Genomic DNA, 13,988 nt, shown 5'->3' with positions numbered 1-13,988 from the left:
GCAGCAGCGCGGACGCGGGATGGGGTTGCGGCGGCCGTAGTGACGCGGACGGAGAGGCTTGCGATGGACGCAGCGGAGCTGGGGGGGGCTTGCGGGAGGAGGGGAGGAGGGGAGGAAGGGAGGAAGGGAGGAAGGGAGGAAGGGAGGAAGGGGCCACCGCCCAAGGCCGTGCTTGCGGGGAGGGGTGCGGGGCGCGGTTGGCGGCCGGACGGAGGGGGGCTTGCGGCGGCGCGGCGGCGTGGGCGGGGGTGTGCGGCAGCGCGGACGCGGGATGGAGCCGCGACGGGCGCGATGACGAGGGGCTGCGGTGGGCACGATGATGGGGGGGTGCGGCGGGCGCGTCGGCGCTGGGGGGCGCGGGCGGAAGGAGGGGGGGGGGCGAGCGCGGAGGCCTCGGGCGGAGGGAGGGGGGGAGCGGAGGCTGCGGGCTGGGGGACTTGCGTGTGCCTCGCGCGTCCTGCGGGAGGCGCCTTCCGCAGGACGCTTTGTGATCGGCTGGGTTTTGGCTTTGCGTGCGTTCGTGCTAGCTCGGGGCCTCGGCTCTCTTCCGGCGTCTCGGCTTGCGCGTTTGATCGTCCTCTCGCTGTGGCGCGCGGCGTAATTGGGGCGTACGGATGTTTCACGTGAAACATCCGCACACGGCTAACTTTTCTGCGTTCTCGCTCGGCTCGTCTGAGCTCAGGGTTTTCTGCGGCGGCTGCGCCCGTACCTTCGTCCGGAGGCTCACTCCCGCTCGCTTTGTATGGGGATACGTTTCTCGCCCGCAAAGTGGCCAAAAATGACGACCTGACGACGCTCAGGGGGCTGAAGAGGGCGTCTTTCGGGTGGAAAATGTATGCATCGTAATATGTGACCTGGGGTTTTGGCGTGTTCCGGCGAAGCTCGGTATCTGCCGGGGGTGCTTTTTCGTCGTCAAGTCGGCTTTTTTGGCCACTTTGACGCGCTATCCTGCACGGCGGCCCCAACCCTCCAGCCCCCCCCAGCCCCCCCGATCGTATTCGTCCGCTCCTCTGCCGTCCGGCCTTGCGCCTGGCCGGGGGGGACGCTGGCGCGGGCAGCCCGATGCCAGTAGAATGCTCGACAGTGTTCGTGCGATTCTTGGGGGAGGCCCATGGCATACGAGGTTCTCTGCGGCGAGCAGGTCGACGAGGCGTTTCTCGCCAAGCTCGTGCCGGTCGATCAGGCCTGTTACGAGGAGGAGTACTGGGGTGACCCGCAGCGGACGGTCGACCGCTTCCGGAAGAACCGCCGCTCGTTCGTGTTCGTCGTCGACCAGGCAAGCGGGGACGTGGCCGGCTACGTCAACTTCTTCCCCTGCGAGCAGGGCCTCTACGAGGACAACCTCTTTCGCAGCCCGGTGATTCGCGATGACGACATCCTCCCCGAGGAGGTGGCGCCGTATCGGGCGGACGCCAACCATCTGTTCATCATCTCGCTCGCGGTGCACCCGCGCTATCAGGGCACCGAGGTGATCCGACTGCTGTCTGACGGGCTCATCGACTACCTGAACCGCCTGCAGGACGAGGGTTTCCCCATTACTGACATCATGGGGACGGCCGTGTCGTCCGACGGGAAGAAGGCCCTGGCCAACTACTTGTTCCGCGAGGTGCGCACCCTGGACGACGGCAACACCGTCTACGTCTGCGACGGCAAGCTGCTCGAACGGCTGCTGGCGCACCGGCTCCCGCTGCGCTCGTACCGGGGCGATGTGTTCCTCATGCTGCCGCTGGCCGACCACGTTGACAACCTGCGCCTGGGCAACTTCCTGGACGACTGCGCTGCGGGCTGCGCCGACGTGCCCGGCGAGGCGGCCGAGCGCGCCCTCGCCACGCTCCTCATCGACGAGCTGCGGGGCTGCATCGCCTACGAGTGCACCAACGAGGTGGTGTGCGAGCTCGACCTGGCGTACCTGGGCAGCTTCGACTTCCTCCAGACCACCGACGAGTACGCGGGGCTTGACGGCACGCAGCCGGAGACGGTCATCGGGAACGTGCGCGGGCATGCCGTGCTGGTGGCGCACCGCAAGACGCACATGCACGTCCTGTGCGTGATGATGCCCGCGTTTCCCTACTCGATGACGCAGATGGAAGACCAGGTGTCCTACGGGTACCTGAAGATCCGCGACGTCGAGGCGCCTACGGGGTACCGCCCCTTCTACGATTACCTGCTCAAGCGGTTCGGCCTGCATGGCTGCGGCGGCGAGACGAGCGTGCTGCTGCTCTCCGACAAGCCCTCCGACGAGTGCGAGCTCCAGGACATGCTGGCGGCGGAGGCCTACGAGAACTACGAGCGCTCCTACCGCATTCGCAGCGAGGAGATCCGGAAGGCGAGCCAGGCGAACCGCTCGCAGTTCGAGCACTACGAGGTCTACCTCTCGAGCCGCGCGGTCGTCTACGTGGGTCGGCAGTTCGCCCCGAGCATCGAGCGGCGCATCGCGGACTTTGCCGACTACCTGTTCATCGTCACCCTCGTCCTGTTCCAGAACACGGCGCTCGCGAAGGCGAGTCGGCGCGTGACGGGCATCCTCGAGCAGGATGTCGACATCACGCCACAGACCAAGATCCTCATCGATCAGGAGTACGGCCGGACGGTGCGCTTCTGGGAGATGCAGAACTTCAAGTACCTCTCGTCCCAGCTTGAGGCGGCTCAGCTGCGCGAGGCCTTCCTCAACCGGGAGCTGCGCGACGCCTACACCGAGCACCAGGAGTACCTGGAGCACGTCGTGGCGGCGAAGGCGGCCGTCACTGAGAGCCGCAACGGCATGGTCATCAACGTCGTGGCCATCATCCTGGCCATCGCCCAGATCCAGCCCCTGCTCATCGAGCTGCTCCAGGGCTTTTACGAGGAGCTGGGAGTTGAGGTGGCCTATGCGCACACGACCATCAACTACGGGATGCTCGGCGGGATCCTGCTGCTCGTGCTCGTCGTGCTGATCAATCAGCGTCGTCGCCGGCACCTGCAGCAGCGGAAGATGTAGGGAGGGGTCATGGGGAAGAGAAGCGAGCGCCCGCTGTTCTGTACCACGCGGGCGGACGGGCTGCGGGGAAACCGCCTGTTCTGGACGGCCGTGCTGCTGGCGATAGCCACGCTGCTCTCGGCCATCAAGCCGGTCGAACTGCCCGACGGCGGGGCGGTGACGTACTTCAGCCTGCTGTTTCTGTGGCTGGTCACGTTCTTCTACGGCCCGCGCTACGGGCTCGCGGCCGGGGCGGTGTTCGGCATCTTGAGGCTGGCCGTGACCTACTTCACCGGCGAGCACATCAACTACGCGCCCGGTGCGCTCGTGCTCGAGTACCCCGTCGCCTTCGGGGCCCTTGCCCTGGGCGGGCTGGCGCTCGACCGGCGGGGAGCTTCCTGCGAGCTGGATGGGGTGGTGCGCGACAGCTTCGGGCTGCGCGTGGGCTACCTCGTCGGCCTGGTATGCCTGGGCGCGTGCTACGTGCTGGCGGCCAACCTGTTCTACCCGCCTGACCGCGACGGGCTGCTGGCCAATCTGCTGTTCACGATCGCCTACGACATGAGCTACCTGGGCATCGAGGCGGCGCTCACCATGCTCTTGCTGTGCATACCTGCCGTGTGCGACGCCATCTACTACGTGCGGTTCCTGGCCACGACGCCGAAGAGCGACCCTACGCTGCGGTCGTTCTGAGCGGGATGGATTGACTTAGAGTTAACTCGAAGATATAGAGTGGACGAAGGTTTTCGACGGAGGGCGAGAGGAGCCTGCTATGGCTAAGGCCAACGTGTACTTTACCCGCGAGATCACGCCGGAGAACGTGGTTCGGCTGTACGAGGCGCTGGGGGTGGAGCTGCCGGGGAAGGTGGCGGTGAAGGTGCACTCCGGCGAGGAGGGCAACCAGAACTACCTGCACCCGGAGTTCATGCGTCCCATGGTGGAGCGGGTCGGCGGCACCGTCGTGGAGTGCAACACCGCCTCCGACGGCGCGCGCGACACCACCGAGAAGCACGAGAAGCTGATGGCCGCGCATGGCTGGACGGACTTCTTCGCTGTGGACATCATGGATGCGGAAGGCCCTGACCTGGTGCTTCCCGTGAAAGGCGGGCGCGTGCTCACGGAGAACCTGGTGGGCCGGCACCTGGCGGACTACGCGAGCATGCTCGTGCTCTCGCACTTCAAGGGGCATCCGATGGGCGGCTTCGGCGGCGCGCTCAAGCAGCTCTCCATCGGCTGCGCGTCCAACCAGGGCAAGGTGGCCATCCACACCGGCGGCGCGTCGCGCGCCCAGGGGGACTTCTGGGACAAGCACGCCGAGCAGGATGACTTTTTGGAGGCCATGGCCGAGACGGCCGGCACCATCGTCGACTACTTCGGCGAGAACCTGGCCTTCGTGAACATCGCGTGCAACCTCTCGGTGGACTGCGACTGCTGTGCCGTGGCCGAGGATCCGTGCATGGCCGACATCGGCATCTTCGCGAGCCTCGACCCGGTGGCCGTCGACCAGGCGTGCATCGACGCCGTGCGGGCCTCGGACGACCCGGGCCGCGACCACCTGCTCGAGCGCATCGACTCGAAGAACGGCACGAAGATCATCGACGACGCGGCGCGCCTGGGCTACGGCACCAAGGACTACGAGCTGATCGAGATCTAGGCGTGCGGGCTCCGGCGGGGGGCGAGGGCGGAGAAGGGAAGGCGGGGCGCGCCGGGTGGGCGCCCCGCCTTCTTGCGTAGGGGGGCTAGCGAGGGTCGCCGAGGTGACGGCGGGCCCTGTGGAGGGCGAAGGCGCTGACGGCGACGGCCGCGAGGAGGAGGGTGGCCAGCGCTGGCGTGCTGTCGCCGGTCTGGGGGATGGAGGGCGCGCCGTTGCTGGGGGTGGCCTTGCGGGCGTCGGGGCCGGTGGGCGCGCCGTTGCTGGGGGTGGCCTTGCGGGCGTCGGGGCTGGGTGCGGGGGCGGGTGCGTCGCCGGCGTCGGGGGCTGCGGGGGCGTCCGGGGTGTCGGGGGCCGCGGGGACGCTCGGCTCGTCGGGGTCGTCCGGCGTGGCGGGGGCGTCCGGGTGAGCGGGATCGTCCGGCGTGTTGGGGGCGTCCGGGGTGTCGGGATTGTCGGGGGTCGTGGGCTCTTCGGGCTTGTCGGGCACGACGGGGGTATCCGGCTCGTCCGGCTCGTCCGGGACGACCGGCTGCGGCTCCTCGGGCACGAAGTAGGCCAGGAACAGCGTGGGCGAGTAGGCGGCGCGCCCACGGTTCAGGAAGGCGAGCGCTGTTTCGGGCGCGAGGGTGGCCTCGGTGGAGACGCGCTCGTCGTCCTCGTACCAGCCCTCGAAGACGTAGCCGGAGCGCGGCTCGGCTATGACCGCGTCGAGCCCTGCGCCGGTGCGCGACTCGACGATGCAGACGCTGCGGCTCACCTGGCCGGCGTCGGCGGGGTAGGCCCCGTAGAGCACATAGGTATCCCCCGCGGCGAGCGTGCCCGTCTGGGCGGTGGCGCTCTCGGGCCCCGCCTCCGCGGAGAGGCCGTACTCGGGCGCCTCGCCGTGGGCGGAGACGGTGCTGACGAGGGCGTCGCGCTGCACGTCGGCGGCCGTGACGGCGTGCGTCCACTCGCTTGTGCGGGACTGCCCGGGCGCAAGCGGGCCCACTGACGCGAAGGCGGCCTCGTCGCTGGCGAACGTGACGCCCGAGAGCGTCACGTTGCCCGTGTTGGTGACGGTGGCGCGGAAGGTGACAGGCTCGCCTTCGGTGAAGAAGCGGCCGTTGGCGGGCGAGGATACGAGCTCCTCGGCCAGCTGGAGGGACGCGGAGGGACGGGCGAAGCGCGCGATGAAGGTGGTGGCGGCCAGGGTGCCGTCGGCGTTGCGGTTGGCGCCCGCTAGGGCCTCGTCACGCGTGAGGAGCGCGTCGGCGCTCACCTGGTTGGCGCCGTTGTACCACCCGATGCTCACGTAGCCCCTGAGGGGCAGGGCGGTGCTGCCGCTGAGCCCGGCGCCGTCATCGGCGCGCACCTGCTCCTCGGAGGGGTTGACGTTGCCGGCTGTGCCGGGGGAGGTGCGGTAGAGAATGGTGACGAACCGCTCGGGCTGCGCAGGCTCCGGGGCGGCGCCGTCGCCAGGATCGGCTGGCGCGGGGGAGGCGCCGTCGGCGGGGTCGGCTGGCGCGGGGGAGGCGCCGTCGGCGGTTGCGATGCCGTCGGCGGAAGGGCGCTCCGGCGCCGAGCCGGGGTGCGGCGCGGGCGTGGGGGCGAGGGCGGCGGGGACGGGCTCGGGCACGGTGAGCGCCGGGGGCCGGGGTGCGGCCGGCTGCGGCGCGGCCGGGGCTGCGGCGGGGCCGGCCTGCGGCTGGGAGGACGTGGTGCCCGATGGCGCGGAGGCGTCGGGCATTACGCGCGCTGTCGCCGCCGGGGCGGGGGCTGTGGCGCGCTGGTCGGCGGCGGGGCCGGCATCCGGGGTGGCGCTCGCGGGAGCGGACGGCGCCGCGGCGTCCTCCGCGAAGGACGGGGCGGCGGGCGCCATGAGCAGCGTGAGGGCGAGGGCAGCCAGGCCGCCTGCCAGCGCGGCGCCCATCCGCCGCCGCTCGGCAGAGCGCGCATCGCGGGGACGCTTCGCCGGCGCGCCCGTTCTCTGCTTTCCGATGATCCCCATGAGCCATCGCCCCTCTCGTGATGCTGCGTCCGGGACGGCGGAGGGTCATAAGGTCGTCGACGGGCGCAGGTTGCCGCGTTTTCCCCAGCATAGGGGCGGCGTGCGCGGGCGAGGGGCAGGCGGCGCAAGCGTTGGCTCGCCGCGCTCGGGTTGTTTCCCGCCTGTTGGGAGGCGCGCGGCGAGCGGTTGGCGGCCGGGTGAAAACGGCGTGCCGCGCGGCTGGGAGGGGGTGGCGTGCGGGCTGGCGCGCAATCAGATGCCGCGCGGTCGGCCCTCGGGGCGCATCCGGCTGCGCCCCGATTGCGGGGATGGCGCCTGGGGGGTCGCTAGCCGAGGAGCTCGTCCACCTTCCGCACCTTCGACTCCATGGTGCCGGCGTGGCCGGGGCGGATGTCCGCCTTGAGGATGACCTCGGTGCGGATGCCCTGCTCGGCCAGGACGAAGGTGGCGCGCTTGACGACGTCCATCACCTCGTCCCATTCGCCTTCGATCTCGGTGAACATGGAGTTCGTGCGGCAGGGCAGGCCCGAGGTGCGAATGACGCGGACGACCTCGGCGACGTGCTCGGCCAGCTCGTCGCCCACGCCGAAGGGGGCGATGGCCACGGCGATCAGGGTGTTCATCTACTCGACCTCCTCGAGGGTCAGGGGGTTGGCGGCCACCTCGGCCGCAGACAGGTTGAACAGGGCGTCGATGAAGGCGACCTTGAAGCTGGCGGGGCCGGCCGCCTGCGCCGCGGCGACGGTGCCGGCGGCGGCGTAGTGCGCGGCGGCGGTCGCGGCGGCCACGAGAGGCTCGGCTACGGCGGCATAGACGGCCGTCACGCCGCCGAGCGAGCAGCCGAAGCCGGTCACGCGGCTCATGAGCGGGCTGCCGCCGGCCACGCGCACGACACGTCGCCCGTCTGTGATCAGGTCTTCTGCGCCGGATACGGCCACGGCGCCGCCTGTCTGGCGCGCAAGGGCGCGCGCAGCGCCCTCAGCGGCGGACACGGGGTCGGTGCTGTCCACGCCGCGCACGCCGCACGCGCCATCCGGCGTCGAGGTCGCGTCCCACGCGGAGGCGAGCGCGATGATCTCCGAGGCGTTGCCGCGCACGACGGCGGGCCGGCATTCCCGCAGCTCGGCGAGCACTTCGGCGCGCAGGCTGCCGATGCCCATGCCCACGGGGTCGAGCACCCAGGCACGTCCCAGGTCGCGGCAGGCGCGCGCAGCGGCGGGGATGGCGTCGCGGTGGATGGGCAGAAGCGCGCCCAGGTTCACGTAGAACGCGCCCCCGGCCGCGGCGAGGGCGGCGGCCTCCTCGGCCAGGTAGACCATGGCCGCTGACCCGCCTGCGGCAAGCTGGGCGTTGGCCACGAAGTCCATGGTGATGGCGTTGGTGATGGAGGGGACGAGCGGGGTGGAGGCGCGCACGGCGTCTACGGCGCGCGCGATGTCGGCGCGCAGGTTCTCGAGGGAGGAGGGGGCGGTCATGGGCGTTCCTTTCCGAGGGGGGAGGCCTGATCCGTCCATGATAGAGCAAGGCCGTCGTCCGCAAGCGGACGACGGCCCGAGGTTGCCGTTTCGCAGGGGAGGGGCGCCAGGCGCTCCCAACTGCCTGTCGGAGGATGCGTGCGGGGATTCCCGGCGATGTCCTCTAGCGTGCTTTCGGGGGGGGGTAGGCGTGCTAGGCCTGCTTGTAGGCCACGTAGGTTTCCTTCACCTGGCCGTTGGCGTCGAAGGCGGCAATCTCGGCAGCGGTCTTGAACTCCAGGTCATCGCCCTTGTAGCCGTAGTTGCTGTTGTTCATGGTGTACATGTACCCGTAGATGATGCCGCCCTCCTCGGCGCCCTTGTCCTGGGCGTCGGCCAGCTCCTGGGCAGCAGCCTTGCACTTGTCGAGCTCCTTCGGGTTCCAGAGGCGGTCTCCGCCGAGCGGTCCGAGCATGTCGTCCTCCTTTGCTAGGGGTTGTTCCTTGGGCGGTATGGTAGCGGCCGAGGAGGCGGGGAGGGGGCGGCGCGAGGGCAACGAAAGCGGGTGCTGCCGCAACGAAAGGGGGATATGCCTGCCGCAGGAGGCTTTGGCGGACGCTTACGCCCGTGGTCACCGGGCGTTTCTTCGCGTAGCAAGTTTTCGTTGCGGGCGCTTCAACGTCCCGCTGCTGTTGCGAGGCGGCGCGGGCCCCTAGACTGCGAGGCAGGTACTGCGACCTGATAGGAGGCAACCCATGTGCTTTAGACCAGCAGCCGTGAGCAGCGACAAGATCGCCTGCCCCATGTGCGGCCACGAGAATCCCCTCGGCGCTGCGGCGTGCGAGGAGTGCGGCTTCGCGTCGTCCGGCCCGAGCGCGGCGCCCAAGGCTCCCGGCGCGCCCGGCGCCCCAAAGGCTCCTGGCGCGCCCGGCGCTCCCAAGGCCCCCGGCGCCCCGAAGGCTCCGGGGGCGTAGGCTCCGACCCGCGAATGGGCAAGGGGGCTCGCCGCGTTCGATTGGCGAGCCCTCTTGTTTGCTCAAGCTCTAATTATGAGCGAGAGGGTCAGGTGTTTCACGTGAAACACTCGGCCGCCCCGCGTCCGCGCGCTCGCGCTCCCCGCTTCATTTCGTGGTCGTTTGTTACGTCTGCCCCGCGCTTGTCGGCAGCCCCACATGGTCGCATCGTGTCTGCAGCACTTGGCCGATAGCTCCGCGCGCGATCGTATCCTGCCCTCGTCTGTGACGCCGCATCGTCGGAAACCTGTCTTGCGTCGCACTTCGCGTCCACGCGCTCGCGCTCCCTGCCTCGCTCCGCAGCTGTCCTTCGCGCCCTGCGAGGAGCGCCCAATTCACGCAGCACCCCTCTGTCTCGCACCCGCACCCCGCACGGGGCACGGATCTCGCTCGCGCTCGTGCAGCGCCGCGCCACGCGGGGCGGGCACCCCGCTCGCGTTCGCCCACTGCGCATCGCGCCCGCGCCCGGCTGAGGCCCCGTGTCTCCCCCGCACCCGTGCCCAGCATCGCGCCAGCGTCTGGCCAAGGCTCCGCCCGCGCCCGCGTCCAGCGCCGAGCCTCGTTCGCCCCCTCGCGCCTCGCGTTTGCCGGCGGTCCCGCCCCGCGCCTTGCGCTCGTCCGCGCCCGCATCCCGCGCCCTGCGCCCGCGCCGCGCCTCGTTCGCCCCCTCGCGCCGCGCGTTCGCCGGCCGCCGCATCCCGCGCCCCGCGTCCCGCCCCGCGTGCGCCTGCGCCTCTTGCTCGCTCCCTTGGCCGTTCGCTGTAGCTGGCGTCTACTCGCAGAGCGTGTAGAGGCCGCTGTCCTGGTGGGCGCGGTAGAAGTCGTCGAGGATGTCGATGAGGCGGCGGAAGCAGGGTCGCTCGAGGTCGCGCTCGCGGCCGATGAACCCTATCTCCACCTCGTAGGGGCGTTCCATGTCGCGCAGGACGAAGTCCCGCTCCTCGGGCATGGTCAGCTCGGCGATGGCCGGCAGGAACGAGACGGCCGAGTCGCTCTCCACCATCTGGCGCCGAAGCGCGAAATTGGCGCTTGAGAGCGCTATGGCATCGCGTCCGAAGCGCTTGGCGAGCACGCTGTAGAGGTGGCTGTTGGTGGCCACGAGGGGGCGCGTGGCGATGTCCTCGTCGGTGAGGACGTCGAGCTGCGCGAGCGGCGAGGCGGCGCTCGCCATGGCCTTGTCGTAGGTGCGCAGGTAGGGGCGGTAGCGGAAGCCGCGCTCCTCCAGCGCGGCGATGCCCTCCTTCTCGGAGTGGCGCTCCTGGTTGAAGAAGCAGAAGAGCCCGACGGCAGGCAGCGCGTCGTCGGGACGTTCCGCGAGGCTTGTGAGCAGGCTCTGGCGTATCTGGGAGTTCTGCGATTCGCGGAAGATGATCTCGCGCGTGCCGAAGAGGTAGTCCTTCGCCTCCTTGGTGAAGAACGCGAGCGTGGCGACGTTCTGGCAGTCCAGCAGGATGGAGCCGCAGGGCGTGTGGTCGGGTTGGGACTTGGCCGCGGCCAGGTCGAGCAGCGCGCCGTAGTCGTCGACGACCCGCGCCGCCGCGTCCACGAGCTCCTCCCCGACGGGGGAGAGCGAGAGCTTGTTGGAGTAGCGGATGAACAGCTGGCACCCCAGCTCCTTCTCGAGCTCTCCCATGGCCCGGCTCATGCCCTGGGAGGAGATGAAGTTGAGCTTGGCGGCCTGGGCGATGGATTTCGTCTTCGCCACATCTAAGAAGTAGTGCAGGTACTCGATGTTCACGGGCATCCCCCTTCGCCTCGCGTCGTCCGACGCGTCCATTATAGCCACGGCGCCGTTCGACCGAGCGGCTGCGGTTCCCGCCGCCGCGCCCGTGCCTCAACGGGATGCGGCGCCGAGCGCAACGAATCGTTGGGGTACGGGCGCGGTTTCGGCTTGTTTTTGGCGAGCGATGACGGGTTTGCAGTATTTCCCCCGCGCTCTGCGACGGATTGCCCAAGACGTCTCCCCGTTTCCGCAGGTCGCGGATGACGCCTCGGAAGGTTGGGGCGTGCCGAGGGGGCGCGAAGGGCGCCAGGATGTTGCAAACCCGTCATCGCTCGCCAAAAACGGCCTGTTTTGCTGCCCAGCGCGGCGGGGGAGGGCAGCCGCTGCCCCTGCCTCAACGAAAACGAGGGCTAGGGCAACGGGGCGTTTGTTTTCGACTGCCGCGCCGCTTCCCATAATGCGAGTCAGAGAGCCGGGACGGCCTGCTGCGCGCGAGGCGACCGCCCGGGTCGGGATTGCGAGTCCTCCAGGCCCGCCGCGCACCGCGCGCCGGGCGGGGCCGCGACAAGCGAGGAAAGTAGGAGGAGCATGAAAACATCGGACAAGACAGTCTATAAGAACATGTCGCTGTGCTCTTTCGGCAACGGCGCCAACCTCACCGCTGTCGATTCCATGGACGGCCGGGTGGTGCGCATGCGCCCGGTGCACTTCGACGAGCACTACACCAAGGAAGACCTGAACTACTGGACCATCGAGGCGCGGGGCCACACCTTCGAGCCGGGCATGAAGACCCTGAACTCGCCCTTCACCTTCATCTACAAGACGCGCACCTACTCGCCTAACCGCATCCCCTTCCCGCTCAAGCGTGTGGACTGGGATCCGGAGGGCGAGCGCCATCCGGAGAACCGCGGCAAGTCCAAGTTCGAGCGCATCAGCTGGGACGAGGCCACCGACATCATCGCCAAGGAGATCGTCCGCATCGACGAGACCTACGGCCGCAACTCCATCTTCTGCCAGGGCGACGGCCACGGCGAGACCGGCTCCATCCACGGTCCCCACGGCACCATGGCCAACCTGCTCGACATGACTGGCGGCCTCACCATGCAGGCCCGCCAGCCTGACAGCTGGGAGGGCTGGTACTGGGGTGCCAAGCACGCCTGGGGCAACGAGCCTTTGGGCCAGAACACCCACCAGCACAACCTGTTCAAGGACATCTCCGAGAACTCCGACGCCGTGCTGTTCTGGGGCTGCGACCCTGAGACCACGCCTTGGGGCTGGTCGGGCCAGCAGGCGAGCCGCCTGTGCTTCTGGTTCACCGAGATCGGCGTGAAGCAGATCCACATCGCCCCGGATGTGAACTACGCCAATGCCGTGCACTCTGACATGTGGATCCCCATCCTGCCCAACACCGACGCGGCCCTGCAACTGGCCATCGCCTACGTGTGGATGACCGAGGGCACCTACGACAAGGACTACGTGGCCACCCATACCGACGGTTTCGACTGGTTCGAGTACTACGTGCTCGGCAACGAGGACGGCGTGCCCAAGACCCCGGAGTGGGCCGAGGAGAAGTGCCACGTGCCGGCTTACCGCATCAAGGCGCTCGCACGCTACTGGGCCAAGCACAACGTGTCCATCGGCCACTGCAACGGCGGCTCCTACATCCGCTCGTGCTACTCCCACGAGCCGGCGCGCCTGGAGGTGTACCTGCTGGCCATGCAGGCCGTGGGCAAGCCGGGTCGCAACCAGGTGAAGTTCATTGAGTGGGCCCTCATCGGCATGGACTCCTTCAACCCGCTGCCCCCGGGGTACTTCCTGCCCGAGGTGCGCGCCTGCTACCACGGCTCGGTTCTCGGCGAGCTGCCGGCTTCGTTCATCCCCAAGACGCTCGTGCCCCAGTGCATCACCGTCAAGGAGGGCGAGAAGGTGGAGTGGTACGGCCACACCACCAGCCGCCACCACCGCACCGACCAGTTCAAGAAGTTCCAGTTCCCCCAGGACGGCGACCACGGCATCAAGATGATCTGGTCTGACAGCCCCTGCTGGTCCACCTGCTGGAACGGCGGCAATGAGTTCCAGGATGCGCTGACCAACCCCAACCTGGAGTTCTTCCTGGTGGAGCACCCCTGGATGGAGAACGACACGCTGTTCGCCGACATGATCCTGCCCATCTCCACCACCCTCGAGCTGGACGACTTCGGCGTGGACACCTACTCGGGCCAGTTCAACTCCATCATCTGGGAGCGCCACGCGTGCGACCGCCAGCATGAGTCCCTCTCGGACTACGAGGCGGTGCTCGAGGTGGCCAAGAAGCTGGAGAAGTACGGCGGCATCTACGAGGACTGCGCGAGCCATCTCTCCGGCGATATGACCGTCGAGGAGTGGCAGGAGATCGGCTACCAGGGCTCGGGCCTGCCTGAGGACCAGCAGGACCTGGAGCTCATCAAGGAGCAGGGCTACCAGATGCTGCCCACCCGCGAGGGCTGGGACACCGAGCCTGCCGGCATGATCGAGTTCTACGAGGATCCCGACAACAACCCCATGGAGACCCCCACGGGCAAGATCGAGTTCTACTCCACCGGCCTGGCCAACTTCTTCCCCGACGACCCGGAGCGCCAGCCCGTGGCCAAGTGGATCGAGGAGTCCGAGACCCATCACGAGCGCCTTTCCTGCGAGCGCGCGAAGGACTACCCGTTCCTGCTCGTATCCAACCATCCCCGCTGGCGCATCCACGCCAACTTCGACGACTGCCCGTGGACCCGCGAGATCGAGACCTGCAAGGTGGTCGGCAAGGACGGCTACGCCTACGAGCCGGTGTGGCTCAACCCGGTGGACGCCGAGCGCCTGGGCATCACCGACGGCGACATCGTGGAGGTGTTCAACGAGCGCGGCACGGTGCTCGGCGGCGCCTACGTCACCGAGCGCGTCATTCCCGGCGCGGTGCTCCAGGACCACGGCGCCGAGACCGACCCCATCGTCCCGGGCGTGGGCGGCATCGACCGCGGCGGCGCGAACAACCTCATCGCGCCTTCGGCCACGTCCTCCAAGAACGCGGCCGGCGAGGTGACCGGCGGCTTCCTGGTGGGCGTGCGCAAGTGCGACATCGACGCGCTCAGGGAGCGCTACCCCGAGGCCTTCAAGGCCGAGCACTACACCATCGAGACGGGCACCAACGTCTACGACTACCTGCAGGAGGACTAA

At 69.1% G+C, this 13,988-nt stretch carries 10 protein-coding genes; 5 read left to right on the top strand and 5 right to left on the bottom strand.

Annotated elements, in window-relative coordinates:
* Positions 1-1,111: 1,111 nt before the first annotated feature.
* The 3 genes from AC6I0Y_RS08860 to AC6I0Y_RS08850 all read left to right on the top strand — a co-directional run bounded on the left by AC6I0Y_RS08860 (position 1,112) and on the right by AC6I0Y_RS08850 (position 4,610).
* Positions 1,112-2,977 carry a GNAT family N-acetyltransferase gene (locus AC6I0Y_RS08860; RefSeq protein ID WP_497731054.1) on the top strand — a complete coding sequence of 622 codons (1,866 nt, stop codon included), beginning with the start codon at positions 1,112-1,114 and terminating at the stop codon, positions 2,975-2,977.
* Positions 2,978-2,986: 9 nt separating this feature from the next.
* On the top strand, positions 2,987-3,649 hold the full coding sequence (locus AC6I0Y_RS08855; protein ID WP_497731052.1) for an energy-coupled thiamine transporter ThiT: 663 nt from the start codon (positions 2,987-2,989) through the stop codon (positions 3,647-3,649).
* Positions 3,650-3,728: 79 nt separating this feature from the next.
* Positions 3,729-4,610 carry a DUF362 domain-containing protein gene (locus AC6I0Y_RS08850; protein WP_497731049.1) on the top strand — a complete coding sequence of 294 codons (882 nt, stop codon included), beginning with the start codon at positions 3,729-3,731 and terminating at the stop codon, positions 4,608-4,610.
* A gap of 85 nt (positions 4,611-4,695) precedes the next feature.
* Here the strand turns inward: AC6I0Y_RS08850 and AC6I0Y_RS08845 are convergent, their stop codons facing one another.
* From AC6I0Y_RS08845 to AC6I0Y_RS08830, 4 genes are all read right to left on the bottom strand, one after another.
* Positions 4,696-6,597, bottom strand: a complete 1,902-nt coding sequence (locus tag AC6I0Y_RS08845) for a CLIPPER-2 domain-containing protein (RefSeq protein ID WP_497731047.1) — start codon at positions 6,595-6,597, stop codon at positions 4,696-4,698.
* Between the two features lie 326 nt (positions 6,598-6,923).
* On the bottom strand, positions 6,924-7,220 hold the full coding sequence (locus AC6I0Y_RS08840) for a thiamine-binding protein (protein ID WP_497731044.1): 297 nt from the start codon (positions 7,218-7,220) through the stop codon (positions 6,924-6,926).
* Positions 7,221-8,072, bottom strand: coding sequence for a hydroxyethylthiazole kinase (gene thiM, locus AC6I0Y_RS08835; protein ID WP_497731041.1), 852 nt, complete (start codon positions 8,070-8,072; stop codon positions 7,221-7,223). It lies immediately after the preceding gene.
* Positions 8,073-8,265: 193 nt separating this feature from the next.
* A complete protein-coding gene (locus AC6I0Y_RS08830; protein WP_497731038.1) occupies positions 8,266-8,526 on the bottom strand; it encodes a hypothetical protein in 261 nt (86 codons plus the stop codon).
* A gap of 280 nt (positions 8,527-8,806) precedes the next feature.
* Here AC6I0Y_RS08830 and AC6I0Y_RS08825 point away from each other — a divergent pair, with 280 nt between their 5' ends.
* On the top strand, positions 8,807-9,025 hold the full coding sequence (locus AC6I0Y_RS08825) for a hypothetical protein (protein WP_160710522.1): 219 nt from the start codon (positions 8,807-8,809) through the stop codon (positions 9,023-9,025).
* A gap of 811 nt (positions 9,026-9,836) precedes the next feature.
* Here the strand turns inward: AC6I0Y_RS08825 and AC6I0Y_RS08820 are convergent.
* Positions 9,837-10,808 (bottom strand): LysR family transcriptional regulator, encoded by a 972-nt coding sequence (locus AC6I0Y_RS08820; RefSeq protein ID WP_497731035.1) that lies wholly within the window; start codon positions 10,806-10,808, stop codon positions 9,837-9,839.
* A 567-nt stretch (positions 10,809-11,375) separates the two neighbouring features.
* On the opposite strand from AC6I0Y_RS08820, the gene AC6I0Y_RS08815 reads away from it, so the two are divergent.
* A complete protein-coding gene (locus tag AC6I0Y_RS08815) occupies positions 11,376-13,988 on the top strand; it encodes a molybdopterin-dependent oxidoreductase (protein WP_497731032.1) in 2,613 nt (870 codons plus the stop codon).

The sequence above is a fragment of the Adlercreutzia sp. St.1H8 genome (genome assembly GCF_059728655.1).
Note: the sequence above shows the minus strand (reverse complement) of the source record. Positions and strands in the feature narration are given on the sequence as shown.

Excerpts from the sequence above, each read along its gene's own strand:
- AC6I0Y_RS08860 (WP_497731054.1), top strand. The coding sequence starts at position 1,112 with ATGGCATACGAGGTTCTCTGCGGCGAGCAGGTCGACGAGGCGTTTCTC.
- AC6I0Y_RS08855 (WP_497731052.1), top strand. The coding sequence starts at position 2,987 with ATGGGGAAGAGAAGCGAGCGCCCGCTGTTCTGTACCACGCGGGCGGAC.
- AC6I0Y_RS08850 (WP_497731049.1), top strand. The coding sequence starts at position 3,729 with ATGGCTAAGGCCAACGTGTACTTTACCCGCGAGATCACGCCGGAGAAC.
- AC6I0Y_RS08845 (WP_497731047.1), bottom strand. The coding sequence starts at position 6,597 with ATGGGGATCATCGGAAAGCAGAGAACGGGCGCGCCGGCGAAGCGTCCC.
- AC6I0Y_RS08840 (WP_497731044.1), bottom strand. The coding sequence starts at position 7,220 with ATGAACACCCTGATCGCCGTGGCCATCGCCCCCTTCGGCGTGGGCGAC.
- thiM (WP_497731041.1), bottom strand. The coding sequence starts at position 8,072 with ATGACCGCCCCCTCCTCCCTCGAGAACCTGCGCGCCGACATCGCGCGC.
- AC6I0Y_RS08830 (WP_497731038.1), bottom strand. The coding sequence starts at position 8,526 with ATGCTCGGACCGCTCGGCGGAGACCGCCTCTGGAACCCGAAGGAGCTC.
- AC6I0Y_RS08825 (WP_160710522.1), top strand. The coding sequence starts at position 8,807 with ATGTGCTTTAGACCAGCAGCCGTGAGCAGCGACAAGATCGCCTGCCCC.
- AC6I0Y_RS08820 (WP_497731035.1), bottom strand. The coding sequence starts at position 10,808 with ATGCCCGTGAACATCGAGTACCTGCACTACTTCTTAGATGTGGCGAAG.
- AC6I0Y_RS08815 (WP_497731032.1), top strand. The coding sequence starts at position 11,376 with ATGAAAACATCGGACAAGACAGTCTATAAGAACATGTCGCTGTGCTCT.